Source organism: Comamonas humi (genome assembly GCF_054782535.1).
In genome coordinates this window covers 23,756-49,189 of sequence record NZ_BAAGSH010000019.1, presented here as the reverse complement: position 1 = coordinate 49,189, position 25,434 = coordinate 23,756, and the positions used below count along the sequence as shown (strand labels likewise).

Genomic DNA, 25,434 nt, shown 5'->3' with positions numbered 1-25,434 from the left:
ACCCGCAATGATTGAACAGAACATGCTCATAGGTGGCCAGCCGTGCCAGGCTGGCAACGGCGCGAGCTTCGAGCGCAAGAACCCGCTCGACGGCTCGGTCGCCACCCGCGCGCCGGCCGCCACCGTGCAGGACGCGGTGCACGCCTGCGAGGCCGCGGCCGCCGCCTTTTCCGCCTGGTCGCAGCTCGGCCCTGGCGCGCGCCGCGCCCTGCTGATGAAGGCGTCGCAGGCGCTGGAGGCCAAGGGCGAGGCCATCGCCGCCGCCATGGCCGCCGAGACCGGCGCCTCCGGCATCTGGGCCGGCTTCAACGTGCACCTGGCCGCCGGCATGCTGCTCGAGGCCGCGTCGCTGACCACGCAGATCGGCGGCGAGGTCATCCCGTCCGACGTGCCCGGCAGCCTGGCCATGGCCGTGCGCCAGCCCGCCGGCGTGGTGCTTGGCATCGCGCCCTGGAATGCGCCGGTGATCCTCGCGGTGCGCGCCATCTCCACGGCGCTGGCCTGTGGCAACACCGTCATCCTCAAGGGCTCGGAGCTGTGCCCCGCCACCCACGGCCTGATCATCGAGGCGCTGCAGGATGCCGGCCTGCCGCCCGGCGTGGTGAACTTCGTGACCAATGCGCCCGAGGACGCGGGCGCCGTCGTCGAAGCCATCGTGGCCCACCCGGCGGTGCGCCGCGTCAGCTTCACCGGCTCCACGCGCGTGGGCCGCCTGATCGCGCAGACCTGCGCCAAGTACCTCAAGCCCGCACTGCTGGAGCTGGGCGGCAAGGCGCCCTTCCTGGTGCTCGACGATGCCGACCTCGATGCCGCGGCCCATGCCGCCAGCTTCGGCGCCTTCGCCAACTCGGGCCAGATCTGCATGTCCACCGAGCGCTTCGTGGTCGACCGCAGCGTGGCCGACGCCTTCGTCGCCAAGCTCGCGGCGCGCGCCCGCGCGCTACCGCTGGGCGATCCGCGCCGCGGGCCGGTGGTGCTGGGTTCGGTGGTCGACCGGGCCACCGTCGAGCGCTGCAATGCGCTGATCGACGATGCCCTGGCCCGCGGCGCCACCCTGGTCTGCGGCGGCAAGGCCGACAGCACGCTGATGCCCGCAACGCTGCTCGACAACGTGACGCCCGCGATGCGCATCTTCCACGAGGAGACCTTCGGCCCGGTCAAGGCCATCGTGCGCGTCAGCGGCGAGGAGGAGGCGATTGCCTGCGCCAACGACAACGAGTTCGGCCTGTCATCGGCGGTGTTCACGCGCGACACCGCGCGCGGCTGGCGCGTGGCCGCGCGCATCGAGGCCGGCATCTGCCACATCAACGGCCCGACCGTGCACGACGAGGCGCAGATGCCGTTCGGTGGCGTCAAGGCCTCGGGCTACGGCCACTTCGGCGGCCGCCAGGGCATAGACGCCTTCACCGACACCCGCTGGATCACCCTGCAGACCACCGAGCGCCACTATCCGTTCTGATCAGAACGCGTGGCCCAGCCCCACGCCGAACGCCGTGCGCGAGGGCTGCTGCGCATAGCGCTGGTGCCCCAGGCTGGCATAGGCCATGGTGCGCTTGGACAGCGCGTACTCCGCGCCGAGCGACACCATCTGGTTGGTCTCGCCGTTCAGGCGCTGGCGCCCATAGCCGGCCTTGAAGGTCGTCGATCCCATGGCGTAGGTGGCGCCCACGGCCACCAGGTTGGCCTTGTCCTGCGTATCGCCGCTGCGGGTGCGGTCGTAGGCGAGCATCAAGGCCGCCGCGCCCCAGCGGTACTTGCCGCCCAGGTACAGGTCGGTGTCACCGCTGCCATTGCGCTCGTGGGCCAGCATCGCGGCCACCGCGCCCTGGTCATAGTTCAGCGAGGCCGAGTACCCGCGCCCCTGGCGCCCCGGGGCCTCGGTGCGCTCGGTGGAGCCGCTCAGGTGCGCGGTGAAGCCGCCCACGGTGGGCGAGTCGTAGAACACGCCGTTGGACATGCGCCCAAACTCGGCCGTGCCGTTGTTGCTCGCGCGATCGGTGGGCGCCAGGTAATGCGCCATATGCCAGGCCGGCGAGGCGATGCGGTTGAAGTTGGCCCAGGGGTCGAACTGCCATTCCTGCGCCCACATGGCGCTGAGCGCGCGGCCCAGGCGCAACTGGCCCCAGCGGCCCTTCAGGCCCACGGTGGATTCGTCATGCCAGAAAGGCTTGAAGCCGTTGCCCTCGGGCGCGCCCGTGCCCATCTCCAGGCGCGTGCTCAGCCGGAACGTGGCCTGCAGCCCGCCGCCCAGGTCCTCGGTGCCGGCAAAGGCGAGGTTGCTGCGCTGGATGGTGCCCAGCTTGCTGGTGCGGTCGAAATCGCGGTACACACCGGCATCCAGGTAGCCGCTGACCGCGACCGTCGATTGGGCGGCGGCCGGCAAGGCAGCCACCGCGAGAGAACAACAAGCAAACGTCAAGCCATGGGAAAAACGCATCCGGAAAGATTCCTTTCAATGAGGGGGAAGGGATGGCAGACCACCGGTGCGCGGCACCGGCCAAAGCGCTGCCGCAGGCAGCGAAACGAAGGAACCGCAGCGCGTGCATGCGTGGACGGAACCTGGCGAGCGGCCCGGTGCAAGGGCATGGCAAGGCATGCGTGGTTTGCCAAGCGGCAAATGCGATCGGGCCAAGAACAAGGCCTGCGCAGCGGCAGGCCTGGGGGCATTGTAGAAAAGCCGATTGAGATTGGCTATGGGCACAGACCCTGAGGGCGCCCTGCGGCCGGCAGCGTGGCGCCAGCACAAAAGAATTTGATAGCTGCTCGCGCTTGCACTACAAGCACTTCAAAGGGATTTCCATTGGAAACCATTTGATACCAAGCGCCAGCAGCTCTCTTTTTTGATCAGGCCTCGGCCGGGTAGAACAGCCGGCGCGTGGGCGTGGACTGCACCGCCTTGGCGATGGCGCCGATGTGGTCGGGCGTGGTGCCGCAGCAGCCGCCGACGATGTTGACCAGGCCCTCGGCCGCGAACTCGTGCACCAGGCGGCTGGTGACCTCGGGGGTCTCGTCGAAGCCGGTGTCGCTCATCGGGTTGGGCAGGCCGGCGTTGGGGTAGCAGCTGATGAAGGTCTCGGGCGCGGCCTTGTGCAGCTCCTGGATGTAGGGGCGCATCAGCGCCGCGCCCAACGCGCAGTTCAGGCCGATGGACAGCGGCTGCGCATGGCGCACGCTGTGCCAGAAGGCGGTCACCGTCTGGCCCGACAGGATGCGGCCCGAGGCGTCGGTCACCGTGCCGCTGATGAGGATGGGCAGCACCTCGCCGGTCTGCTCGAAGGCCTCGTCCACCGCGAACAGCGCGGCCTTGGCGTTGAGCGTGTCGAAGATGGTCTCGACCAGGATCACGTCGGCGCCGCCCTCGATCAGCGCCAGCGTCTGCTCCAGGTAGGCCTGGCGCAGCTGCTCGAAGCTCACGTTGCGCGCGCCGGGGTCGTTCACGTCGGGGCTGATGCTGGCCGTCTTGGGCGTGGGGCCGAGCGCGCCGGCCACGTAGCGGCGGTGGCCGGGCGTGCTGTACTTGTCGCAGGCCGCGCGCGCGAGCCGGGCGCTCTTGAGGTTCATCTCATAGGCCAGCTCGGCCATGTGGTAGTCCTCCTGCGCGATGGTGGTCGCGCCGAAGGTGTTGGTCTCGATCAGGTCGGCGCCCGCGGCGAGGTACTTCTCGTGGATGTCGCGGATCACGTCGGGGCGGGTGAGCGACAGCAGCTCGTTGTTGCCCTTGACGTCGTAGGCGAAGTCCTGGAAGCGCTCGCCCGCGCCGTCGGCTCCGCCATAGCCCTCGCCGCGGTACTGGGCCTCGCCCAGCTTGAAACGCTGGATCATGGTGCCCATGGCGCCGTCGAGGATGACGAGGCGCTTGGCGAGGGTGTCGGGCAGATCTTGGGCTCGGGTGTAGTGCGGCAGGCTCATGGGCAGCGATTGTAAAAAGTATCGAGTGCCCGCGCCCCGGGCACGGCTTCGTCAGCCGGGCGGCCCTCCTTCCCAGCCACCCGCCAGCGCCTGGTACAGCGCCACGGCGGCGCGCAGGCCGCGCGCGCGGCTGTCGGCGGCGGCGTCCTGCGCGGCGTAGAGGTCGCGCTGCGCGTCCAGCACCTCGTACAGGCCCACGCTGCCCAGGCGGTAGCGGCGCTGGGCCAGCTGCTCGGCGCGGGCGCGCTGCTCGGCGGCCTGGGCCAGGTGGGCGTCCTCGGCGCGGGTGCGCGCCAGGCGCACCAGGGCGTTCTCGGTGTCCTCCAGCGCCAGCAGCACGCTTTGCTGGTACTGAGCCAGCGCGGCCTGGGCGCCGGCCTCGCTGGCAGCGATGCGGGCGCGCACCCGGCCCACGTCGAGGAAGGACCAGTCCACGCCCAGAAACACGCTGCGGCTGGCGCTGCCGGCCTCGAACAGCGCGCCGGTGCCGGGCGCCACGCTGCCCAGCAGGCCGCCCAGCGACAGGCGCGGGAACAGATCGGCCGTGGCCACGCCCACGCGCGCCGTGGCGGCCTGCAGGCGTGCCTCGGCGGCGGCCACGTCGGGCCGGCGGCGTAGCAGCTCGGCCGGCGTGCCGGGAGCGATGGCTTCAGGCAATTGCGGCAGCGCAGTCGGCGCGTCCAGCGCCGCGATCAGCGCCTCGGGCACCTGGCCGGTGAGCACGGCCAGCCGGTGCTGGGCCACGGCGATCTGGGCCTGCAGCGCGGGGATGCGCGAGCGCGTGGCTTCGAGCTGGGCCTGGGCGCGCGCCACGTCGAAATCGGTGCCGCTGCCATGCGCCAGCCGCAGTTGCACCAGGCGCAGCGTGTCGTGCTGGTTGGCGGCGTTGGCCTCGGCCAGCTGCAGGCGCTGCTGCCAGCCGCGCAGGTCGGCGTAGCTGGCCGCGACCTGGGCCGCGATGGCCACCTGCAACGCCGCCAGGTCGGCGGCATTGGCGCGCACGTCGGCGCTGCCGGCCTCGATGCTCCGGCGCACGCGGCCGAACAGGTCGATCTCCCAGCTCGCGGCGATGCCGGCGCTGTAGCTGCGCTGGCTGCGCGGCCCGCCCATGGCTTCGCTTTCGCTGCGCTTTTGCTGCAGCGCCTGGCCCGACATCGTGACCGTGGGCAACTGGTCGAGCCGGCTTTCGCGCAGCAGGGCCTGGGCCCCGTCCAGCCGCGCCAGCGCGCCGCGCAGGTCCTGGTTGGCCTGCAGGGCCTGCTCGACCAGCTGCGTGAGCTGCGGGTCGTGGAACTGGCGCCAGAAAGCGGCATCGGGGGCGGCCTGCGGCGCGGCGGAAGACGCCTCGGCCCGCGCGAACTGTGCGCCGGTTTCAGGCAGCGCGGGCGCGCGGTAGTCGGGGCCGGCGGCGCAGCCCGCGAGCAGGCTCGCGGCAGCGAGGGCTAGCGCGTGCAAGCGCAGGGGTTTGCGGATGTCAGACATGGCGGCTCTCCAGCAGGGCGGTCGCGGGCAGGGGCGCCGGCTCGTGCGCCACCAGCGGGCGGCCCGAGAGCCGGCGCAGCGCGACGTAGAACACCGGCGTGAGGAAGAGGCCGAACAGCGTCACGCCCAGCATGCCGGCGAATACCGTCACGCCCGTGGCCGCGCGCACCTCGCTGCCCGAGCCGCTGCCCAGCAGCAGCGGCACGGCGCCGGCAATGAAGGCGATGGAGGTCATGACGATGGGGCGCAGCCGCAGGCGGCAGGCCTGCAGCGCGGCCTGCACCGTGGCCACGCCGCGCAGCTCCAGCTCGCGGGCGAACTCCACGATCAGGATGGCGTTCTTGCAGGCCAGGCCCATCAGCACCACCAGGCCCACCTGCACGAAGACGTTGTTGTCGCCACCGGCCAGCCACACGCCGAACAGCGCCGCGCAGATGCACACCGGCACAATGAGGATCACGGCCAGCGGCAGGGTCCAGCTCTCGTAGAGCGCGGCCAGCACCAGGAAGACCAGCATCACCGCCAGCGCAAACACCACGGGCGCGGTGTTGCTCTGCTCGACCTGCTGGTAGCTCAGGTCCGTCCAGGCCAGTTCGATGCCGCGTGGCAGCGTGCGCTGCGCGATCTCCTTGAGCTTGGCCAGCACCTCGGCCGACGACAGCACGCGCGGATCGGCGTCGCCGATCAGGTCGGCCGCGGGAAAGCCGTTGTAGCGCACCACCGGGTCGGGGCCGTAGCTGGGCACCACGGTGACCATGGAGCCTATGGGCACCATCTCGCCGCGCGCATTGCGCGTGCGCAGCCGGGTAATGTCCTCGGCCGACTGGCGGTAGTCGGCATCGGCCTGCAGCATCACGCGCCAGACGCGGCCCAGCGCGTTGAAGTCGTTGACGTAGACCGAGCCCAGGTAGGTCTGCAGCGTCTGGAACAAATCGGACAGCAGCACGCCCTGGGCCTTGGCCTTGGCGCGGTCCACCTGCACCTCGAGCTGCGGGATGTTGGACTGGTAGCTGCTGACCGGGAAGCTCATGCCCGGCGTCTTGGCGATCTCGCCCTGGAAGGCGTTCAGCGCCTGCTGCAGCGCCGCGTAGCCCAGGCCCGCGCGGTCCTGCAGGTACAGCGAGTAGCCCGAGCCATTGCCCAGGCCCTGGATGGGCGGGGGCATCATCGCAAAGGCAAAGCCGCCGTCGATCTGCGCGAACTTGGCGCTCAGCTGGGCCTGGATGGCCTGGGCGCTGTGCTCGCGTTCGGCAAAGGGCTTGAGCATCACGAAGGCGGTGCTCAGATTGGGCGTGTTCGTGCCCTGCAGCGGGTTGAAGCCGGCGAAGGCCGCGATGGTCTCGGTGCCCGGCACGCTCTCGGCGGCATCGACCATCTGGCGCGTGACGGCGTCGGTGCGGTTCAGCGACGCGCCCTCGGGCAGCTTGGCGCCGGCAAACAGGTAGAGCTTGTCCTGCATGGGGATGAAGCCCGCGGGCACCACGTGGAACAGCAGCGCCGTGCCGGCCAGCAGGGCCGCGTAGACACCGAACACCACGCCGCGGCGCGCGGGCGAGGTGAGCGACTGCCGCACCGCCCCTTCGTAGCGGTGCGAGCTGCGCTCGAAGAAGCGGTTGAAGCCGCCGAACGCCCGCCCGAACACGCGCTGGATGCCGCGCCCCAGCGCATCGCGCGGCGCGCCGTGCGGCTGCAGCAGCTTGGCCGCGAGCGCGGGCGACAGCGTCAGCGAGTTGAGCGTGGAGATCAGCGTGGAGATGGCGATGGTCACCGCGAACTGCTGGTAGAACTGGCCGGTCACGCCGCTCAGAAACGCCATGGGCACGAAAACCGCGCACAGCACCAGCGCGATGGCGATGATGGGGCCGGAGACCTCGCGCATCGCCAGGTGCGCGGCCTCGCGCGGGGCGTGGCCCGCGGCGATGTGGCGCTCCACGTTCTCGACCACGACGATGGCGTCGTCCACCACGATGCCTATCGCCAGCACCAGGCCGAACAGCGTCAGCGTGTTGATCGAATAGCCCAGCAGGTACAGCCCCGCGAAGGTGCCGATGACGGACACCGGCACGGCCAGCAGCGGGATGATGGAGGCGCGCCAGGTCTGCAAGAAGACGATGACCACCAGCACCACCAGGAACACGGCCTCGACCAGCGTGCTCTGCACGGCCTTGATCGAGTCGCGCACGAAGACCGTGGGGTCGAACAGCTCCTTGAAGGCCACGCCCCGGGGCAGCTCGGGCGTGAGCCGCTTCATCGTGGCGTAGACCTGCTCGGCCACGCCCAGCGCATTCGCGCCCGGCGACAGGTAGATGCCGATGGCCGCGATATTGGCGCGGTTGCGCAGCGCGCGCAGCGTGTAGTCGCTGGCGCCCAGCTCGATGCGCGCCACGTCGGCCAGGCGCACCAGCTGGCCGCCCTCGCCGCTCTTGAGCACGATGGCGCCGAACTCCTCGGGCGTCTGCAGCCGCCCGCGCACGTTGATGGACAGCAGCTTATCGGACTTCTGCGCGCTGGGCTCGGCGCCGAGCTGGCCGGCCGAGACCTGCACGTTCTGCTCGCGGATGGCGGCGATCACCTCGCTGGTGGTGAGCTGGCGCGCCGCCACCTGGTGCGGGTCGAGCCAGACGCGCATCGCATAGTCGCCCGCGCCGTAGATGGCCACGTCGCCCACGCCGGGAATGCGCGCCAGCTCGTCCTTGATCCTGAGCGTGACGTGGTTGCGCAGGTACAGCGTGTCGTGCCCGCCATCCTCGGAGACCAGGCTCAGGTACATCAGCGCCGTGGCCGACTGCTTCTGCGTGGTCACGCCGAACTGGCGCACCTCCTCGGGCAGGCGGCTCAGGGCCTGGCTCACGCGGTTCTGCACGCGCACGGCGGCGGTGTCGGGGTCAGTGCCCTGGCGGAAGGTGGCCACCACCTGCAGGCTGCCGTCCGACGAGGCCACCGACTTCAGGTACATCAGGCCTTCGACGCCGTTGATGGCTTCCTCCAGCGGCACGGCCACGGACTCGGCCGCGGCCTTGGGGTTGGCGCCGGGGTAGGTGGTGCGCACCACCACGCTGGGCGGCACGACCTCGGGGTACTCGCCCACGGGCAGCTGCGGCAGCGCGATCAGCCCGACCGCGAAGACGATGATGGAGAGCACGACCGCGAAGATGGGCCGGTCGATGAAGAATTTGGAGAAGTCCATGGTCTTCTTCCCCTCATTGCGCCACGGCGGGCGCAGATGCCGTGGCCGCAGCCGTGGCCACCGGCTTGGGGTTGATCGGCATGCCCGGGTAGTAGATGCGCTGCACGCCGCCCACCACCAGCCGGTCGCCCGCGGCCAGGCCCTTTTCCACCACGCGCCGGCCGTCGACCATGCGGCCCAGCGCGAGGTCGCGGCGCTCGGCCACATTGCCTTCGCCCACCACGTAGACGTACTTCCGGTCCTGGTCGGTGAGCACGGCCTTGTCGTCGATCAGCAGCGCCTGCTGCTCGCTGCCCTGTTTTTCTGAACCGCTTTGCCCACTTTGCATTTGCACGCGGGCAAACAGGCCCGGCGTCAGCACCCGGTCGGGGTTGGGCAGGCGCGCGCGCAGGCGCATGGTGCCCGTGCCCGGCTGCAGCTGGTTGTCCGTGAAGTCCAGCGTGCCCGCATGCGCAAAGCCGCTGTCGCCGGCCAGGGCCACGCGCACCGCGCGGCCCTGGCGGCCCAGGCCGCCTGTCCCTTCGGCTTGCTGGTAGCGCAGAAAGCTGTGCTCGTCGGCATCGAAATATGCATAGACCGGGTCCTGCGAGACCAGGGTGGTCAGCACGCTCTGGTCGGCCTGGGCCATGTTGCCCACGGTGAGCAGTGCGCGGCCCGCACGGCCGGTGATGGGCGCGCGCACCTCGGTGAAATCGAGCTGCAGCCGGGCGGTGGCCAGATCGGCCTCGGCCGCGCGCACCTGGGCCGCGGCCTGGGCCAGCGTGCCGGCGCGCGTGTCGGCCTCCTCGCGCGAGACCGCATGCTCGGCCACGAGCTGACGCGCGCGCTGGTCCTGGGTCTGCGCCAGCGCGGCGGCGGCGCGGGCGCGTTCGAGCTGGGCCTGGGCGCTGGCCAGCGCCGCGCGGTAGGGCCGCGGGTCGATCACGAACAGCAGCTGGCCCCGCTTCACCTCCTGGCCTTCGCCGAAGGCGATGCGCTCGATATAGCCCGAGACGCGCGAGCGCAGCTGCACCGACTCAACGGCCTCGATGCGGCCGTTGAACTCGTCCCAGGGGCGGATGGCCTGCAGCGCGACCTCGGCCACCTGCACCTCGGGCGCGGGCGGCGGGCCGTTGCTGGCGTGGGCGTCGCCCGCGCCGGGGCGGCCGCAGCCGGACAGCAGGGCCAGCGCCGCGAGGGCGCCGGACAGCAGCAGGGGCCGCAGCGGCGGCGTGGGATGGACGGGCATGTGGACTCTCCTTCGATGAATGGGCCGGGCGGCGGGCCTGGCGGAACGGCCACCTCTACCCACAAGACGCAGGAGCAGCCCGGCTTGTGACAGCCCTGGGCCACGCTGGATGAGAGATTCAATAAAGATAGCTGTTGGCGCTTTATGCATGGTCATTTCAAATGCAAAAACATCTGAAACCCTTGATGAACCATCGCCAAAAGCTATCAATACAGAAGCACACCTGGCCAGCGGATGGGCCGGGGCGCTTGCGGCCCCGGCGGCTATCGCTCACAATGGCCTGCATTCTTCAAGTTCAAGTTAACTTGAAGTCAAGCAGCACGAAGGAAAGACACCATGAAAATTGAGGATGATCCGCTGATGGGCATCGGCGACTTCGCCCAGCGCGGCGGCGTCAACGCCTCGGCGCTGCGCTTCTACGAGTCGCTGGGCCTGATCGAATCGGTGCGCGGCGCCAGCGGCCGGCGCAGCTACCACCGCTCCAGCCTGCGCCGCATCGCCTACATCGTCTTTGCGCAGCGCGTGGGTTTCACGCTTGAAGAAATCGCCGAGCAGCTCGCGCGCCTGCCCACCCGGCAGGTGCCCACCGGCGGCGACTGGCAGAAGATGTCGCGCGTATGGCAGCTGCGGCTCGATGAGCGCATCGACGAGCTGCAGCGCCTGCGCGACAGCCTGAACCAGTGCATAGGCTGCGGCTGCCTGTCGCTGCGCCACTGCAAGCTGCACAACCCCGGCGACCTGTGCAGCCAGAACGGCCCCGGGCCCCGGCGCTGGCTCGGCGACCCGCCGCCCGGCACCTGCGCCCACCACGAAGACTGAGCGCCACGCCGCCCAGGCACAATCGCGCCATGGAGCCTTCCCTGCCGCCCGCCGCCCTGCAGCCGCCACCCGCCGCGCTGGCCGGCTGCGTGCGCGCCTACATCTGGCGCGACCTGGCGGCGCTGCCGCCCACGGCGCCGCGCGACACGCGCGTGCCGGCCGGCCCCTATCCGGGCCTGAGCTGGCTGGTGCGCGGCGCCGAGGTGCTGAACGAATGCGCGGGCCAGGCGGTGGAGCGGCCCTGGCCCGCGATCGCCGTCTCGGGCGCGCACCGCCATGCCTACCACTCGACGGCCGCTCCGGGCACCGACTTCTTCTGCGTCGCCTTCGAGCCCTGTGCGCTGGCCTGGCTGACCGGCCTGGACCTGCACCCGCTGACCGACGCCATGCAGGACGCGCCCGCCTGGCTGTCCGCGATGGAAGATGGCGACGACTGGCTAGCCTGGCTGCAGGCCATGCAGGACGCGGCCAGCCACAGCGCGCGCATGGCGCTGGCCGAGGCCTTTCTGCAGCCGCGCTGGGCCGCGGCGCAACAGCGCCATGCGGCCTGGCTGCCGCTGCTGGCGCAGGGCTTTCGCCGCGAGGCGCGGCAGGCTCTGGCCGAGCGCCTGGGCTGCACGCCGCGCCACCTGCAGCGGCAGGTGCGCAGCCTGACCGGGCTGCGCGCCGGCGAGGTCGAGCGCATGCTGCGCGTGGAACAGGCGCTGCTGGCCATGCGCGACGCCAACGCCACGGCGCTGGACGCCGCGCTGGGCAACGGCTATGCCGACCAGGCCCACTTCTGCCGCGAGGCCCGCGCGCTGTTCGAGCGGCCGCCCGCCTTGCTGCGCCAGCACATGCATGGCAGCGCGGCGCAGGCAGCGGATGCGCACTGGCTGCTGCGGCGGTAAGCGGTGCAGGCCAAGCGCTTGCAGCTCTTGCTTTTTGAAGCGATTTGTTTTGAGGGGAGAGGCCGAGCGCAGCGACGGCCCGAATGGAGCGTCCCCCCCTTCTGGCTGCGCCTGGGGCGTGGCGTTTGCGGGGTGGCATGCGCGTCGGAGCGCGCATGCTTCGTGGTCTAGCTCGCCGGGGTTGTTTGAACGGAGCGCCTTTGGCGCGGAGAGAGTTCCACGGCGCACCCCGCAAACGCCACGCCCCAGGTTGCCCCAACGCTCTAGCGTTGGGGTCGCAGACAGCAGGGGCGCTTTCTTTGCCTACTTTCTTGCGCGGGCAAGAAAGTAGGTCGCCCGCCGGGGCGACATCCCGGCCTCAGAATTCAAAAAGAATAGCTCCTTGCGCTCATCCACCAATGAATTCAACCATAAAAATACCAAAATCCATTTATCAACAAGCGCCAGCAGCTATCTTTTTTGATAACCCCATCGATCCACCCCACCCAGGTCGCTTTCATTCAAGACGCCCGGCGCGCCTTCGCCGAAGATGCCGTCCGCCGCATTGCACCGGCGCGGCAAATGGTCTTCGGGCCGTCCGCAAAATAGCCACTCCATGTTCCATCCCCCCTTTTCCCCCCGGCCCAGGCCCGCAGCGCTGGCCGTGCTGGCCGCTGCGGTGCTGGCCGGCTGCGCCATCCAGCGGCCGCCAGCCAGCATCGATGCGCCCATGCCCGCGCAGTGGCACACGGCGCAGCCGGCGGGCGATGTGCCGCATGCCGGCTCGGTGCCGGACCTGGCCCGCTGGTGGGCGCAGGCGGGCGATCCGGCGCTGGCCGCGTTCATCGAGGCCGCGCAGGCCGCCAGCCCCACCGTGGCCAGCGCGGCCGCGCGCATCGCCGAGGCCCGCGCCACCCAGGTGCAGGCGGGTGCGGCGCAGTTGCCCAAGCTCGATGGCAGCCTCTCGGCCTCGCGCGGCAACACCATGGCCACGGGCCTCAGCAGCAGCTCGGGCGCCTCGCCCGCCATCCCGGCCATGACCTCGCTGCAGGCCGGCCTGCAGGCCAGCTGGGAGATCGACCTGCTGGGCGGCGTGCGCGCCGGGCGCGATGCCGCCGATGCGCGCGCCGCCGGCGCCCAGGCCCGCTGGCATGACGCCCGCGTGTCGGTGGCCGCCGAGACCGCCCATGCCTACTACGCCGAGCGCGCCTGCGTGCGCCAGCTGGCGGTGGCCGAATCCGACACCCAGTCGCGCCAGCAGACCGCGCAGCTCACGCAGCTGTCCGCCGGCGCGGGTTTCACGGCGCCGGCCGATGCCGCGCTGGCCCGCGCCAGCGCCGCCGACGCCCGCGCCCGCCTGTCCCAGCAGCGCACCCAGTGCGCGGTGCAGCGCCAGGCGCTGGTGGCGCTGACGGGCCTGCCCGCCGCCGAGGTCGACCGGCAGCTGGGCCAGCGCCCGGCCAGCCTCGACCTGCCCGCGCCGCCCGCCGTGGACCGCGTGCCGGCCCGCGTGCTGGCCCAGCGCCCCGACGTGCATGCCGCCCAGCTCGCCGTGGCCGCCGCCAGCGCCGAGGTGGGCCAGGTCGAGGCGCAGCGCTATCCGCGCCTGTCGCTGTCCGGCTCCATCGCCGCCATGCAGCTGCGCGGCGCCGGCATCCAGCAGACGCTGGACACCTGGAGCATCGGCCCGCTGTCGCTGTCGGTGCCGCTGTTCGACGGCGGTACGCGCGCGGCCAATGCCGAGGCGGCGCGCGCCCGCTACGACGAGGCCGCGGCGCAGTACCGCGGCCAGGTGCGCCAGGCCGTGCGCGAGGTCGAGGAGGCCCTGCTCAACCTGCAGGGCACGGCCGACCGCGCCGCCGATGCCGACTTGGCCGTGCAGAACTACCAGGCCTCGTTCGACGCCGTGCAGGCCCGCCAGGCCAGCGGCCTGGCCAGCCTGTTCGAACTGGAGGATTCCCGGCGCACCCTGTTCACCGCGCAGACCGCGCGCGTGGGCCTGCAGCGCGAGCGCGCCCAGGCCTGGGTGGCGCTGTACCGCGCGCTGGGCGGCGGCTTCGAGCCGCCCGCATCACCGAACCCGACACCATCGCCATGACACGTACCAAGCGCTTCCTGTTCATCGCCCTGGCCCTCCTCGTGCTGGCCGCGCTGGCCGCCGCCTGGCTGCTGCGCCAGCCCACGCCGGCCGCCGAAGCCCCCTCAGCCCCTGCCGAAGCGCCCGCCACCCGCCCCGCGCTGGCGGTGACCGTCGCCGCGCCGCAGGCCATGGAGCTGGCGCAGACGCTGGCGGCCAACGGCAACGTCGCGGCCTGGCAGGAAGCCGTCGTGGGCGCCGAGTCGAACGGCCTGCGCCTGGCCGAGGTGCGCGTGAACGTGGGCGACACGGTGAAGAAGGGCCAGGTGCTCGCCGTCTTTGCCGGCGAGACCGTGCAGGCCGAGCTGGCGCGCCTGAAGGCCAACCTGGCCGAGGCCGAGGCCCAGGCCGCCGATGCCCAGGGCAATGCCGAGCGCGCCCGCACGCTGGAAAAGACCGGCGCCCTCAGCCAGCAGCAGATCAACCAGTACCTGACGGCGGCGCAGACCGCCAAGGCGCGAGTCGAGGCCGCGCGCGCCGCCGCCGCGGCGCAGCAGGTGCACAGCCGCAACACGCAGGTGCTGGCGCCCGATGCCGGCGTGATCTCGTCGCGCACCGCCACGGTGGGCAGCGTGGTCAACGCCGGGGCCGAGCTGTTCCGCTTGGTGCGCCAGAGCCGGCTGGAGTGGCGCGCCGAGGTCGCCTCGAGCGCGCTGGCGCGCATCGCCCCCGGCACGCCGGCCGTGGTGACGGCCGCCAGCGGCGAGCAGGTGCGCGGCACGGTACGCGTGGTGGCGCCCACGGTGGACCCGCAGACCCGCAACGCGCTGGTCTACGTGGACCTGCCCGATGCCCTGCGCCACGCCGGCATCAAGGCCGGCATGTTCGCCAGCGGCGAGTTCGCGCTGGGCCAGAGCCGCGCGCTCACGGTGCCGCTGGCCGCCGTGGTGCCGCGCGACGGCTTCAACCATGTGCTGCTGCTGCTGCCCGACAGCCGCGTGCGCCTGGCCAAGGTGCAGACCGGCCGGCGCGTGGGCGAGCGGGTAGAGATCACCTCCGAGCTGCCCGCGGATGCGCGCATCGTGGCGCAGGGCGCGGGCTTCCTGAACGACGGCGACCTGGTGCGCGTGGTCGAGGCTCCAGAGCCAAAATCGGCCTCAGCGACCGCCACGCCTGCGCAAGCCGCTACGAAATAAGGACCAGCGATGAACCTCTCCGCCTGGTCCATCCGCAACCCGATCCCGGCGCTGATGCTCTTCGTGCTGCTCACGCTGGCCGGGCTGTTCTCGTTCAAGTCCATGAAGGTGCAGAACTTTCCGGACATGGACCTGCCCATCGTCATCGTCACCGCCGCGCTGCCGGGCGCCTCGCCCACGCAGCTCGAGAGCGACGTGGCGCGCAAGATCGAGAACTCGATCGCCACGGTGCAGGGCCTCAAGCACGTCACCAGCACGCTGACCGACGGCTCGGCCACCATCGCGGCCGAGTTCGTGCTCGAAAAGCCCATCCAGGAGGCGGTGGACGACGTGCGCTCGGCCGTGAGCCGCGTGCGCTCGGACATGCCGGCCGACCTGCGCGACCCCATCGTCACCAAGCTCGATCTCGCGTCCCAGCCCATCCTGGCCTTCGCCATCGCGTCCGACCGACTCGACGGCGAAGGCCTGTCGTGGTTCGTCGACGACACCGTGGCGCGCCGCCTGATGGCCGTGCCTGGCGTGGGCGCGGTCAACCGCGTGGGCGGCGTCACGCGCGAAGTCCGCGTCTCGCTCGACCCGGCGCGGCTGCAGGCGCTGAACGCCACCGCGGCCGACGTCTCGCGCCGGCTGCGCCAGGTGCAGCTCGAGAGCGCGGGCGGCCGCACCGACCTGGGCGGCAGCGAGCAGCCCGTGCGCACCATCGCCACCGTGCAGTCGGCCGACGAGCTGCGGCAGATGCAGATCCCGCTGGCCGACGGCCGCCGCATCGCGCTGGCCGACGTGGCCAAGGTGGAAGACACCGTGGCCGAGCCGCGCGCCGCCGCGCTGCTCAACGGCCAGCGCGTGGTGGGCTTCGAGGTGGCGCGCAGCCGCGGCGCCAGCGAGGTCGAGGTGGGCGCCGCCGTCGAGAAGGCACTGGCGCAGCTGCAGAAGGACCACCCCGACATCCACCTCACCCGCACGCTGGACTTCGTGAAGATCGCGTCCGAGGAGTACGCCTCGTCGATGCAGCTGCTGTACGAGGGCGCGGTGCTGGCGGTGCTGGTGGTGTGGCTGTTCCTGCGCGACTGGCGGGCCACCATCGTCTCGGCCGTGGCGCTGCCGCTGTCGGTGATACCGGCCTTCATCGGCATGTACCTGCTGGGCTTCTCGATCAACATCATCACGCTGCTGGCGCTGTCGCTGGTGATCGGCATCCTGGTGGACGACGCCATCGTCGAGGTGGAGAACATCGTGCGCCACCTGCGCATGGGCAAGACGCCGTACCAGGCCGCGATGGAGGCGGCCGACGAGATCGGCCTGGCGGTGATCGCCACCACCTTCACGCTGATCGCGGTCTTCCTGCCCACGGCCTTCATGAGCGGCGTGGTGGGCAAGTTCTTCAAGCAGTTCGGCTGGACGGCCTCGCTCGCGGTGTTCGCGTCGCTGGTGGTGGCGCGGCTGCTGACGCCGATGATGGCGGCCTACCTGCTCAAGCCGCTGGTCAAGCCCGAGAAGGAGCCGGTCTGGCTGGCCTGGTACATGCGCGCCGCGCAGGCCTGCCTCAACCACCGCTGGCGCACCATGATCGGCGCCACGCTGTTCTTCTTCGGCTCGCTGGCGCTGATCCCGCTGCTGCCCTCGGGCTTCATCCCGCCGGACGACAACGTGCAGACCCAGGTGCGCGTGGAGCTGCCGCCCGGCTCGCGGCTGGAGCAGACCGTCGCCATGGCAGAGCAGGTGCGCCAGCGGCTGCTGAAGATCGAGCATGTCGGCGACATCTACACCGCCATCGGCGCCGGCAGCGCGGGCGCCGATCCGTTCTCGGGCAACTTCGTCGAGGCGCGCAAGGCCACGCTCACGCTGCAGCTCGCGCCGCGCGGCACGCGGCCGAAGAAGCAGGTGATCGAGCAGCAAATCCGCCAGGCGCTGGCCGACCTGCCCGGCGTGCGCTGGGGCGTGGGCCTGGGCGGCTCGAACGACAAGTATGTGCTGGCCCTTTCGGGCCAGGACCCGCACGCGCTGCGCCAGGCCGCCACCGACGTGGAGCGCGAGCTGCGCACCATCCCCGGCATCGGCAACGTCAGCTCGCTGGCCGGCCTGGTGCGGCCCGAGATCGTGGTGCGGCCCGACTTCGCCCGCGCCGCCGACCTGGGCGTGACCTCGCAGGCCATCGCCGACACGCTGCGCGTGGCCACGCTGGGCGACTACGACAACCAGCTGCCCAAGCTGAACCTGGCCGAGCGCCAGGTGCCCATCATGGTGCGCCTGCAGGAGAACGCGCGCCAGGACCTGGACCTGCTCGCCCGCCTGGCCGTGCCCGGCGCGCGCGGGCCGGTGCGCCTGGGCGAGGTGGCCACGCTCACGCTGGCCGGCGGCCCGGCCGTCATCAGCCGCTACGACCGCGCGCGCAACATGAACTTCGAGATCGAGCTGGGCGAGCGCGGCCTCAACGACGTGACCGAGGCCGTGCGCAAGCTGCCCGCCGTCAAGGCGCTGCCGGCCAGCGTGCGCATCATCGACGTGGGCGACGCCGAGGCCATGGGCGAGCTGTTCACCGGCTTCGGCCTGGCGATGCTGACCGGCGTGGTCTGCATCTACATCGTGCTGGTGCTGCTGTTCAAGGACTTCCTGCAGCCCACGACCATCCTCGCGGCGCTGCCGCTGTCGCTGGGCGGCGCCTTCGTGGGCCTGCTGCTCGCGGGCAAGAGCTTCTCGATGCCGTCGCTGATCGGCCTCATCATGCTGATGGGCGTGGCCACGAAGAACTCCATCCTGCTGGTCGAGTACGCCATCGTCGCGCGCCGCGACCGCGGCATGAACCGCTGGGATGCGCTGCTCGACGCCTGCCACAAGCGCGCCCGCCCCATCATCATGACCACGCTGGCCATGGGCGCGGGCATGCTGCCCATCGCCGTGGGCTGGGGCTCGGCCGACGCGAGCTTCCGCTCGCCAATGGCCACCGCGGTGATCGGCGGCCTGATCACCTCCACCGTGCTCAGCCTGCTGGTGGTGCCGGCCGTGTTCACCTACGTGGACGACGTGGAACAGTGGCTGCGCCGCAGCGCGCGGCGCCTGCGCCGGCAGCCGGCCGAGCCGGCGCCCGCGCTTTCTGCGCCCCGGGAATAAACACATGGCGCCAGGGCATGAGGCACTGGTCACAATACCGGTTTCACGTACCTTACGCCTGCCGCCATGTCCCTCCTGCGCCCCACCTTCGCCCGCCGCCTGCTGTGTACCGCGCTGACCGCCGCCGCCCTGGGCGCGGCCCTGCCCCCGGCCGCCATGGCGGCCAGCGGCGATGCCGCCGGCTACCCCAAACAGCTCATCACGCTGGTAATGACATTCAACGCCGGCTCGGGCGTGGACGTGGTGGCGCGCCTGGTCCAGGAGCCGCTGGCGAAGGAGCTGGGCCAGCCCATCGTCATCGACTACAAGCCCGGCGCGGGCGGCAACATCGCCAGCGAGTACGTGGCGCGCGCCAAGCCGGACGGCTACACGCTGGTCTTCGGCACCGCCGCCACGCACGGCGTGAACGCGGCGCTGTATAGGAACCTGCCGTTCGATGTGGAAAAGGACTTCGTGCCGGTGGCGCCGGTGGTGGACGTGTCCAATGTGCTCACCGTCAACCCCAAGGTGCTCGATGTGAACAACCTCGCCGAGTTCGTGCGCGAGGTCAAGGCGCATCCGGCCAAGTACAACTTCGCCTCCACCGGCAACGGCACGGGCACGCAGATGGCGTTCGCCGAGTTCAACCACCGCCTGGGGCTGGACATGATCCACGTGCCCTACAAGGGCGGGCCGGAGGCCATCCTCTCGGTGGTGCGCGGCGAGACCTGCTGCATCATGAACCAGGTGCAGACCGTGCTGCCGCACGCCAAGGAAGGCAAGGTGCGCCTGCTGGGCGTGACCACGGCCAAGCCGGTGGCGGCCGTGCCCGAGGTGCCAACCATCGCCGCCAGCGGCCTGCCCGGCACGCGCGGCTTCGACAGCTCGATCTGGTTCGGTATCTTCGCCCCCAAGGACACGGATGCGGCCATCGTGGCCCGGCTCAATGCCGCCGTGCAGAAGGTGCTGCAGCAGCCCGAGGTCAGGCAGCGGCTGGAGCAGATGGGCAATACCGTGCGCCTGGAGAACCCGGCGCAATTCAAGCAGACGGTGCATGACAACCGCCAGAAGTGGGCCGAGGTGGTGAAGGCCGCCAACATCAGCATCCAGTAGCCCACCAATGGAAAAGGGCGCCCCCGCCCAATGCGGAAGGCGCCCCGGGGAGCGGGATCAGCGCGTGCCTGCGGCTGCGCCGGCCCCTACCTGGCCCTGTGCCCGCACATTGGCGGCAGCGCCGGCGGCACCCGTGGCCGCGCCGGCGGCGGAACCGGCCGTGCCCATCGCGGAACCTGCGGCAGAGCCCGCGGCGTCCGTGGCAGCACCTGCCGCGCCGCGCAGGCGGGCCTGGCCGCGCTGCGCCGCGCCGGCAGCCTGGTGGCCGGCCTGGGACGCTGCCTGGCCGGTCGCCGAAGCGGCGCCGCCCACGGCCGAGCCGACTCCGCCGACCGCCGAACCCACGCCGGTGCTGCCGCGGGTTTCAGCAGCCGCCGAGCCCTGGCCCTCAGCGCCCGCACCGGCCTGGTCCGTGGCGCGGACCCGCGTATCGGACTGGATGCCGGCGTTGGCGCCCAGGCTGACGCCGGCTCCCCCGGCATTCACTCCCGCGCCGGCCCCGGCTCCCACGCCCAGGCCCAGACCGGCCGCATGGGCCGCACCGCCCGCCACTGCCGTGGCCAGCAACATCACCGCAGGAATGGAACGCAGAGAAAACTTCGTCATGTATAGCTCCTAAGCTGTTGAACACGACCGCAGTCTAGCCAGCGAGCCTGTTACATCAACGTCCCCCGTGCAGACCTTGTAACCAAGTTTCGTTCCCCCAGGGGGCGCCCACACTTGTTTACTCTATCGCGACCTTTGCGTCCTTCACCAGTCGCGCAAAGCGCTCGGTATCGCCCTGGATCTGGGCCGCCATCTGCTGCGGCGTATTGCCGATGGGATCGGCGCCGATCTCGTCCATGCGGCGGCGGAACTCGGGCGTGTGGATGATGCGCACCAGCTCGGTGTTGAGCCGCGTGACCACCTCCCTGGGCGTGGCCGCCGGCGCCAGCACGCCGAACCAGGTGCCCATGTCGAAGCCCTTGAGGCCGGACTCATCCAGCGTGGGCACATCGGGCAGGGCCACCGAGCGCTTGGCGGTGGTCACTGCCAGCGCGCGCAGCTTGCCGGCCTTGATGTGTGGCAGCACCGGCGTGACGGTGTCGAACGACATGCTGATCTGCCCGCCCAGCAGGTCGGTGGTCAGCGGCCCGCTGCCCTTGTAGGGCACGTGCAGCAGCCTGACGCCGCCCATGCCCTCGAACTGCGCGCCGATCAGGTGCTGGCCGGTGCCGTTGCCGTTGGAGCCGTAGGTGAGCTTGCCGGGCTGCTCCCTGGCCAGCGCCAGCAGCTCCTGCACGGTCCTGGCCGGCACCTGCGGGTTCACCACCAGCACGTTCGGCACCAGGGCCACCGTGCTCACCGGCGCGAAGTCCTTCTGGAAGTCGTAGGGCAGCTTGCGGTACACGCTGGTGGCGATGGTGTGGTGCACCGCGCCCATCAGCAGCGTGTAGCCATCGGGTTTGGACTTGGCCACGTAGTCGGCACCCAGCGTGGCGCCGGCGCCGGGCTTGTTCTCCACCACCACGGGCTGGCCCAGGCTCTTGCCCAGCTCCTGGCCCAGCGCGCGCGCCAGCACGTCGGTGGTGCCGCCGGCCGGGAAGGGCACGACCAGGCTGATTGGCCTGGCGGGCCAGGCCTGGGCCGAGGCGCCGCCGGCAGCCAGCGCCGCCAGGCAGGCCAGGGTGCGCAGCGTGTGGCGCCGGTGATTCGTTCTTGTCATGCTTGTCTCCTTGGCTGCGGGCTTCAGCGGCGTGCGAGCTGCTCGCACACCGCCTGCGTCACCTGCGCGGTGGTGGCCTGGCCGCCCAGGTCGCCGGTGTGGAGCCGGGGGTTGGCGGTCACGCTCTCGACGGCGTGCATCAGGCGCTGCGCGGCGGCGTCCTCGCCCAGGTGCTCGAGCAGCATCACGCAGCTCCAGAAGGTGCCCACGGGGTTGGCCAGGCCCTTGCCCATGATGTCGAAGGCCGAGCCGTGGATGGGCTCGAACATGCTGGGGTAGCGGCGCTCGGGGTCGATGTTGCCCGTGGGTGCGATGCCCAGGCTGCCGGCCAGCGCGGCGGCCAGGTCGCTGAGGATGTCGGCATGCAGGTTGGTGGCGACGATGGTGTCCAGCGTGGCCGGGCGGTTGACCATGCGCGCCGTGGCGGCGTCCACCAGCTCCTTGTCCCAGGTCACGTCGGGGAACTCGCCGCTGATCTGCACGGCGATCTCGTCCCACATCACCATCGCGTGGCGCTGGGCATTGCTCTTGGTGATGACGGTGAGCAGCTTGCGCGGCCGGGACTGCGCCAATTTGAAGGCGAAGCGCATGATGCGCTCGACGCCGGCGCGGGTCATCATGCTCACGTCGGTGGCCGCCTCGATGGGGTGGCCCTGGTGCACACGGCCGCCCACGCCGGCATATTCGCCCTCGGAGTTCTCGCGCACGATGACCCAGTCCAGGTCCTGCGGGCCGCAGCGCTTGAGCGGCGCGTCGATGCCGGGCAGGATGCGCGTGGGCCGCACGTTGGCGTACTGGTCGAACCCCTGGCAGATCTTCAGGCGCAGGCCCCAGAGCGTGATGTGGTCGGGGATGTGCGGGTCGCCCGCCGAGCCGAACAGGATGGCGTCCTTGTCCCTGAGCGCGTCGAGGCCGTCCTCGGGCATCATCGCGCCATGCCGGCGGTAGTAATCGCCGCCCCAGTCGAAGTCCTCGAACTCGAAGCGAAAGCCCGCACCCTGTGCGGCCAGCGCCTCCAGCACCTGGCGGCCGGCCGGCACCACTTCCTTGCCGATGCCGTCGCCGGGGATGGTGGCGATCCTGTATGTCTTCATGGCAGCTCCTCAATCACGGTTGGATGGGGTGATTCTGGGTGGCCACCCGGGTTTTGGATCGGCGCTAGAGTTAAACCATCTTCAACCTCCAGTTAAGGCCCGCATGAGCACCGCTCCCGCCATCCAGCCCTCGGAACTGGGCTTCTTCGTGGCCGTGGCCCGCGCCGGCAGCCTGAGCGCCGCCGCGCGCGACCTGGGCGTGAGCACGGCCGCCGTCAGCAAGCGCATCGCGCAGATGGAGGCGCGCCTGGCCATGCCGCTCCTGGTGCGCACCACGCGGCGCATGGGCCTCACGCCCGAGGGCGAGATCGTGCTGGAGCGTGCGCGCCGCATCCTCGGCGAGATCGACGACCTGCAGCAGCTGCTGACCCAGGCCCAGGGCAGCCCCAGCGGCCTGCTGCGGGTGAACGCCACGCTGGGCTTCGGCCGCATGCACGTGGCGCCGGTGATCGCCGAGTACTGCCGCAAGCACCCCGGCGTGGACGTGCAGCTGCAGCTGTCGGCCGACCCGCCCGCGCTCAGCGACGATGCCTTCGACGTCTGCGTGCGCTTCGGCGAACCGCCCGACGCGCGGGTGATCGCGCGCTTTCTCGCGCCCAACCGCCGCCTGCTGTGCGCCGCGCCGCGCTACCTGCGCGAGCACGGCACGCCGCAGGCGCCGGCCGAGCTGCGCCGCCACAACTGCATCGGCATCCGCCAGGGCAGCGACGCCTATGGCGTGTGGCGGCTCACGTCCACCCGGGCCGGCAAGCCGCACACCGAGGCGGTGCACGTGCGCGGCAGCCTCACCACCAACGACGGCGAGATCGCCGTCAGCTGGGCTCTGGCCGGCCACGGCATCGTGATGCGCGCCGAGTGGGACGTGGCCCGCTACCTGGCCAGCGGCCGCCTGGTGCGGGTGCTGCCCCAGCACGCCACGCCCGAGGCCAACATCTACGCCGTCTACCCGCAGCAGCACCAGATGTCGTCGCGCGTGCGCCTGTTCGTCGAGTTCCTGGCGGCCAAGTTCCAGGGCCTGCAGCCCGATGCAAAGATAATCGGGGGATGACCGAGCTCGAACTCTTCTACACCCTGTCGTCGCCCTGGGCCTATTTCGCGGGGCCGCGCATCGAGGACCTGGTGCGCCGCCACGGCGTGAAACTGGTGCTCAAGCCCTACGACTTCCAGGAGGTCGTGCCGCAGACCGGCGGCATTCCGCTCAAGACCCGGCCCGAGGCGCGCCGCAGCTACCACGCGCTGGAGCTGGACCGCTGGCGCCAGCACCTGGGCATGCCGCTGAACCTCGAGCCCAGGTACTACCCCAAGGGCGTGCCCACCGATCCCGCGTGGAACAAGAAGCCCGGCTGGATGGTGATCGCCGCGCAGAACCAGGGGCTCGACGCCCAGCCGCTGTCGCAGGCGCTGCTGCGCGCGCTGTGGGCCGACGAGCAGGACACCTCGCAGGCCGAGGTGCGCATCGCCGTCGCCAACGCCGCGGGCTACGACGGCGCCGCGCTGCAGGCGCTGGAGAACGCGGCCGAGACCCAGGCCAGCTACCGCCGCTACAGCGACGAAGCCGTGGCCACGGGCATCTTCGGTTCGCCGATCTTCGTGCTGGACGGCGAGCGCTTCTGGGGCCAGGACCGGCTCGACTTCGTGGATCGGGCGCTGGCGCGGCGCTGAAACGGCCTTTCTTCAATTTTAAATAAAACAGGCCTTCAGCGCTTGATACACAAGCGCAGACAGCTATCAATTCATGAGTAAATCACTGGCCCACACCGTCCTGCAGGATGCCTTCGGCTACGAGCATTTCCGCGGCCCGCAGCAGGCCATCGTGGAGCACCTGGTGACCGGCGGCGACGCGCTGGTGCTGATGCCCACCGGCGGCGGCAAGAGCCTGTGCTACCAGGTGCCCGCCATCGTGCGCCAGCAACAGGGCCTGGGCGTGACCCTGGTGGTGTCGCCGCTGATCGCGCTGATGCACGACCAGGTCAGCGCCATGCACGAGATCGGCGTCGAGGCGGCCTACCTGAACTCCACGCTCAGCTACGAGCAGACCCGCGACGTGGAGCTGCAGCTGATGAGCGGCGGCCTCACGCTGCTGTACGTGGCGCCCGAGCGGCTCAACACCCCGCGCATGCTGGGCCTGCTCGACGAGCTGCTGGCCATGGGCAAGCTGTCGCTGTTCGCCATCGACGAGGCGCACTGCGTGAGCCAGTGGGGCCACGACTTCCGCCCCGAGTACCGCGCGCTGACCGTGCTGCACGAGCGCTATGCCAGCGTGCCGCGCATCGCCCTCACCGCCACGGCCGACGCGCTCACGCGCGCCGACATCGTCGAGCGGCTGCAGCTCGAGGACGCGCGGCAGTTCGTCAGCAGCTTCGACCGGCCCAACATCAAGTACACCATCGTCGAGAAGAAGGACGCCGCCACGCAGCTGCTGCGCTTCATCGAGCGCGAGCACGAGGGCGAGGCCGGCGTGGTCTACTGCCAGTCGCGCAAGCGCGTCGAGGAGGTGGCGCAGCTGCTGGCCGATGCCGGCCTGTCGGCACTGCCCTACCACGCGGGCCTGCCCAGCCACGTGCGCCAGCTGCACCAGGACCGCTTCCTGCGCGAGGAGGGCATTGTCATCGTCGCCACCATCGCCTTCGGCATGGGCATCAACAAGCCCGACGTGCGCTTCGTCGCCCACCTGGACATGCCCAAGAACATCGAGGGCTACTACCAGGAGACCGGCCGCGGCGGCCGCGACGGCCTGGCCGCCGATGCGTGGATGGCCTACGGCCTGTCGGACGTGGTCAACCAGCGCCGCATGATCGACGAGAGCCCGGCCGAGGACGGCTTCAAACAGGTCATGCGCAGTAAGCTCGACGCGCTGCTGACGCTGGCCGAGGCCATCGACTGCCGCCGCGTGCGGCTGCTGGACTATTTCGGCGAGACCTACGGCATGGGCGGCGACCAGGACTCGGCCCACCCCGAGAACGACCCCGGCGCCGGCAAGGCGCCCCGCTACCAGTGCGGCAACTGCGACAACTGCCTGCAGCCGCCCACCACCTGGGACGGCACCGACGCCGCGCGCAAGCTGCTGTCCACCATCTACCGCGCCCACGAGGCCAGCAACATCACCTTCGGCACCGGCCACATCCTCGACATCGTGCGCGGCAAGGAGACCGACAAGGTGCGCCAGTTCCAGCACGACAAGCTCTCCACCTTCGGCCTGGGCAGTGCCTACAGCGAGGCCCAGTTGCGCGGCGTGCTGCGCCAGCTGCTGGCCGTGGGCGCGCTGCACAGCCAGAAGGTCGAGACCGAGGCCGGCTACAGCTTCGAGACGCTGGCGCTGTGCGAGGGCTCGCGCGCCGTGCTGCGCGGCGAGCAGACGGTGCTGCTGCGCCAGGCCACGGCCGAGCGCGGCAGCCGCAAATCCGGCCGCACGGCCAAGCCGGCCATCGCCGCGGCCAACCTGGGGCCGGACGAGCAGGTGCGCTTCATCAACCTCAAGGCCTGGCGCACCGAGGTGGCCAAGTCGCACAACGTGCCCGCCTACGTGGTGTTCGCCGACGCGACGCTGGCCGCCATCGCCCAGCGCAACCCGGGCACGCTGGACGACCTGCACGGCATCAGCGGCATAGGCGCGAAGAAGCTCGAGGCCTACGGCGACGAGGTGCTGCGCGTCTGCGCGATGGACTGAG

General features: G+C 71.0%; 18 protein-coding genes. 10 read left to right on the top strand and 8 right to left on the bottom strand.

Annotated elements, in window-relative coordinates:
* Nucleotides 1–7: 7 nt before the first annotated feature.
* Entirely contained in the window at nt 8–1,459 is a 1,452-nt protein-coding gene (locus ACYVKR_RS20405; RefSeq protein WP_460482805.1) for an aldehyde dehydrogenase, read from the top strand.
* Here ACYVKR_RS20405 and ACYVKR_RS20400 read toward each other — a convergent pair whose 3' ends face one another.
* The 5 genes from ACYVKR_RS20400 to ACYVKR_RS20380 all read right to left on the bottom strand — a co-directional run bounded on the left by ACYVKR_RS20400 (nt 1,460) and on the right by ACYVKR_RS20380 (nt 9,806).
* Nucleotides 1,460–2,437 carry a porin gene (locus tag ACYVKR_RS20400; protein ID WP_460482804.1) on the bottom strand — a complete coding sequence of 326 codons (978 nt, stop codon included), beginning with the start codon at nt 2,435–2,437 and terminating at the stop codon, nt 1,460–1,462. It abuts the gene before it with no gap.
* 407 nt (nt 2,438–2,844) lie between these two features.
* Nucleotides 2,845–3,909: a homocysteine S-methyltransferase family protein gene (locus tag ACYVKR_RS20395; protein WP_460482803.1), complete on the bottom strand. Its 1,065-nt coding sequence runs from the start codon at nt 3,907–3,909 to the stop codon at nt 2,845–2,847.
* A gap of 51 nt (nt 3,910–3,960) precedes the next feature.
* Nucleotides 3,961–5,391: an outer membrane factor lipoprotein domain-containing protein gene (locus tag ACYVKR_RS20390; protein ID WP_460482802.1), complete on the bottom strand. Its 1,431-nt coding sequence runs from the start codon at nt 5,389–5,391 to the stop codon at nt 3,961–3,963.
* Nucleotides 5,384–8,578, bottom strand: coding sequence for an efflux RND transporter permease subunit (locus tag ACYVKR_RS20385; RefSeq protein ID WP_460482801.1), 3,195 nt, complete (start codon nt 8,576–8,578; stop codon nt 5,384–5,386). The genes ACYVKR_RS20390 and ACYVKR_RS20385 overlap by 8 nt, the downstream gene beginning before the upstream one ends.
* A gap of 13 nt (nt 8,579–8,591) precedes the next feature.
* Nucleotides 8,592–9,806, bottom strand: a complete 1,215-nt coding sequence (locus ACYVKR_RS20380) for an efflux RND transporter periplasmic adaptor subunit (RefSeq protein ID WP_460482800.1) — start codon at nt 9,804–9,806, stop codon at nt 8,592–8,594.
* 336 nt (nt 9,807–10,142) lie between these two features.
* Here ACYVKR_RS20380 and soxR point away from each other — a divergent pair, with 336 nt between their 5' ends.
* The 6 genes from soxR (at nt 10,143) to ACYVKR_RS20350 (ending at nt 18,967) form a co-directional block, all read left to right on the top strand.
* Nucleotides 10,143–10,625 (top strand): MerR family transcriptional regulator, encoded by a 483-nt coding sequence (gene soxR / locus ACYVKR_RS20375; protein ID WP_460482799.1) that lies wholly within the window; start codon nt 10,143–10,145, stop codon nt 10,623–10,625.
* Between the two features lie 29 nt (nt 10,626–10,654).
* Complete coding sequence (locus tag ACYVKR_RS20370) at nt 10,655–11,515, top strand: helix-turn-helix transcriptional regulator (RefSeq protein ID WP_460482798.1); 861 nt, start codon at nt 10,655–10,657, stop codon at nt 11,513–11,515.
* A gap of 595 nt (nt 11,516–12,110) precedes the next feature.
* Entirely contained in the window at nt 12,111–13,592 is a 1,482-nt protein-coding gene (locus tag ACYVKR_RS20365) for an outer membrane factor lipoprotein domain-containing protein (RefSeq protein WP_460482797.1), read from the top strand.
* Complete coding sequence (locus ACYVKR_RS20360) at nt 13,589–14,767, top strand: efflux RND transporter periplasmic adaptor subunit (RefSeq protein WP_460482796.1); 1,179 nt, start codon at nt 13,589–13,591, stop codon at nt 14,765–14,767. Before ACYVKR_RS20365 ends, ACYVKR_RS20360 begins: the two co-directional genes overlap by 4 nt.
* A 9-nt stretch (nt 14,768–14,776) precedes the next feature.
* The gene (locus ACYVKR_RS20355) at nt 14,777–17,875 is read left to right on the top strand and encodes an efflux RND transporter permease subunit (RefSeq protein WP_460482795.1); all 3,099 of its coding nucleotides are present in this window, start codon (nt 14,777–14,779) and stop codon (nt 17,873–17,875) included.
* Nucleotides 17,876–17,941: 66 nt separating this feature from the next.
* Nucleotides 17,942–18,967, top strand: coding sequence for a Bug family tripartite tricarboxylate transporter substrate binding protein (locus tag ACYVKR_RS20350; RefSeq protein WP_460482794.1), 1,026 nt, complete (start codon nt 17,942–17,944; stop codon nt 18,965–18,967).
* A gap of 57 nt (nt 18,968–19,024) precedes the next feature.
* Here the strand turns inward: ACYVKR_RS20350 and ACYVKR_RS20345 are convergent, their stop codons facing one another.
* The 3 genes from ACYVKR_RS20345 to ACYVKR_RS20335 all read right to left on the bottom strand — a co-directional run bounded on the left by ACYVKR_RS20345 (nt 19,025) and on the right by ACYVKR_RS20335 (nt 21,766).
* Nucleotides 19,025–19,573 carry a hypothetical protein gene (locus ACYVKR_RS20345; RefSeq protein ID WP_460482793.1) on the bottom strand — a complete coding sequence of 183 codons (549 nt, stop codon included), beginning with the start codon at nt 19,571–19,573 and terminating at the stop codon, nt 19,025–19,027.
* A 118-nt stretch (nt 19,574–19,691) separates the two neighbouring features.
* Nucleotides 19,692–20,672, bottom strand: coding sequence for a tripartite tricarboxylate transporter substrate binding protein (locus ACYVKR_RS20340; protein ID WP_460482792.1), 981 nt, complete (start codon nt 20,670–20,672; stop codon nt 19,692–19,694).
* A 23-nt stretch (nt 20,673–20,695) separates the two neighbouring features.
* Entirely contained in the window at nt 20,696–21,766 is a 1,071-nt protein-coding gene (locus ACYVKR_RS20335) for an isocitrate/isopropylmalate dehydrogenase family protein (RefSeq protein WP_460482791.1), read from the bottom strand.
* Between the two features lie 103 nt (nt 21,767–21,869).
* Between ACYVKR_RS20335 and ACYVKR_RS20330 the strand changes: the two genes are divergently transcribed.
* The 3 genes from ACYVKR_RS20330 to ACYVKR_RS20320 all read left to right on the top strand — a co-directional run bounded on the left by ACYVKR_RS20330 (nt 21,870) and on the right by ACYVKR_RS20320 (nt 25,433).
* Entirely contained in the window at nt 21,870–22,814 is a 945-nt protein-coding gene (locus ACYVKR_RS20330; protein WP_460482790.1) for a LysR family transcriptional regulator, read from the top strand.
* On the top strand, nt 22,811–23,428 hold the full coding sequence (locus tag ACYVKR_RS20325; RefSeq protein WP_460482789.1) for a 2-hydroxychromene-2-carboxylate isomerase: 618 nt from the start codon (nt 22,811–22,813) through the stop codon (nt 23,426–23,428). Before ACYVKR_RS20330 ends, ACYVKR_RS20325 begins: the two co-directional genes overlap by 4 nt.
* A gap of 73 nt (nt 23,429–23,501) precedes the next feature.
* Complete coding sequence (locus ACYVKR_RS20320; protein ID WP_460482788.1) at nt 23,502–25,433, top strand: RecQ family ATP-dependent DNA helicase; 1,932 nt, start codon at nt 23,502–23,504, stop codon at nt 25,431–25,433.
* Nucleotide 25,434: the final 1 nt, after the last annotated feature.

Coding starts and splice junctions, on each gene's coding strand:
- ACYVKR_RS20405 (WP_460482805.1), top strand. CDS start 8: ATGATTGAACAGAACATGCTCATAGGTGGCCAGCCGTGCCAGGCTGGC.
- ACYVKR_RS20400 (WP_460482804.1), bottom strand. CDS start 2,437: ATGCGTTTTTCCCATGGCTTGACGTTTGCTTGTTGTTCTCTCGCGGTG.
- ACYVKR_RS20395 (WP_460482803.1), bottom strand. CDS start 3,909: ATGAGCCTGCCGCACTACACCCGAGCCCAAGATCTGCCCGACACCCTC.
- ACYVKR_RS20390 (WP_460482802.1), bottom strand. CDS start 5,391: ATGTCTGACATCCGCAAACCCCTGCGCTTGCACGCGCTAGCCCTCGCT.
- ACYVKR_RS20385 (WP_460482801.1), bottom strand. CDS start 8,578: ATGGACTTCTCCAAATTCTTCATCGACCGGCCCATCTTCGCGGTCGTG.
- ACYVKR_RS20380 (WP_460482800.1), bottom strand. CDS start 9,806: ATGCCCGTCCATCCCACGCCGCCGCTGCGGCCCCTGCTGCTGTCCGGC.
- soxR (WP_460482799.1), top strand. CDS start 10,143: ATGAAAATTGAGGATGATCCGCTGATGGGCATCGGCGACTTCGCCCAG.
- ACYVKR_RS20370 (WP_460482798.1), top strand. CDS start 10,655: ATGGAGCCTTCCCTGCCGCCCGCCGCCCTGCAGCCGCCACCCGCCGCG.
- ACYVKR_RS20365 (WP_460482797.1), top strand. CDS start 12,111: ATGTTCCATCCCCCCTTTTCCCCCCGGCCCAGGCCCGCAGCGCTGGCC.
- ACYVKR_RS20360 (WP_460482796.1), top strand. CDS start 13,589: ATGACACGTACCAAGCGCTTCCTGTTCATCGCCCTGGCCCTCCTCGTG.
- ACYVKR_RS20355 (WP_460482795.1), top strand. CDS start 14,777: ATGAACCTCTCCGCCTGGTCCATCCGCAACCCGATCCCGGCGCTGATG.
- ACYVKR_RS20350 (WP_460482794.1), top strand. CDS start 17,942: ATGTCCCTCCTGCGCCCCACCTTCGCCCGCCGCCTGCTGTGTACCGCG.
- ACYVKR_RS20345 (WP_460482793.1), bottom strand. CDS start 19,573: ATGACGAAGTTTTCTCTGCGTTCCATTCCTGCGGTGATGTTGCTGGCC.
- ACYVKR_RS20340 (WP_460482792.1), bottom strand. CDS start 20,672: ATGACAAGAACGAATCACCGGCGCCACACGCTGCGCACCCTGGCCTGC.
- ACYVKR_RS20335 (WP_460482791.1), bottom strand. CDS start 21,766: ATGAAGACATACAGGATCGCCACCATCCCCGGCGACGGCATCGGCAAG.
- ACYVKR_RS20330 (WP_460482790.1), top strand. CDS start 21,870: ATGAGCACCGCTCCCGCCATCCAGCCCTCGGAACTGGGCTTCTTCGTG.
- ACYVKR_RS20325 (WP_460482789.1), top strand. CDS start 22,811: ATGACCGAGCTCGAACTCTTCTACACCCTGTCGTCGCCCTGGGCCTAT.
- ACYVKR_RS20320 (WP_460482788.1), top strand. CDS start 23,502: ATGAGTAAATCACTGGCCCACACCGTCCTGCAGGATGCCTTCGGCTAC.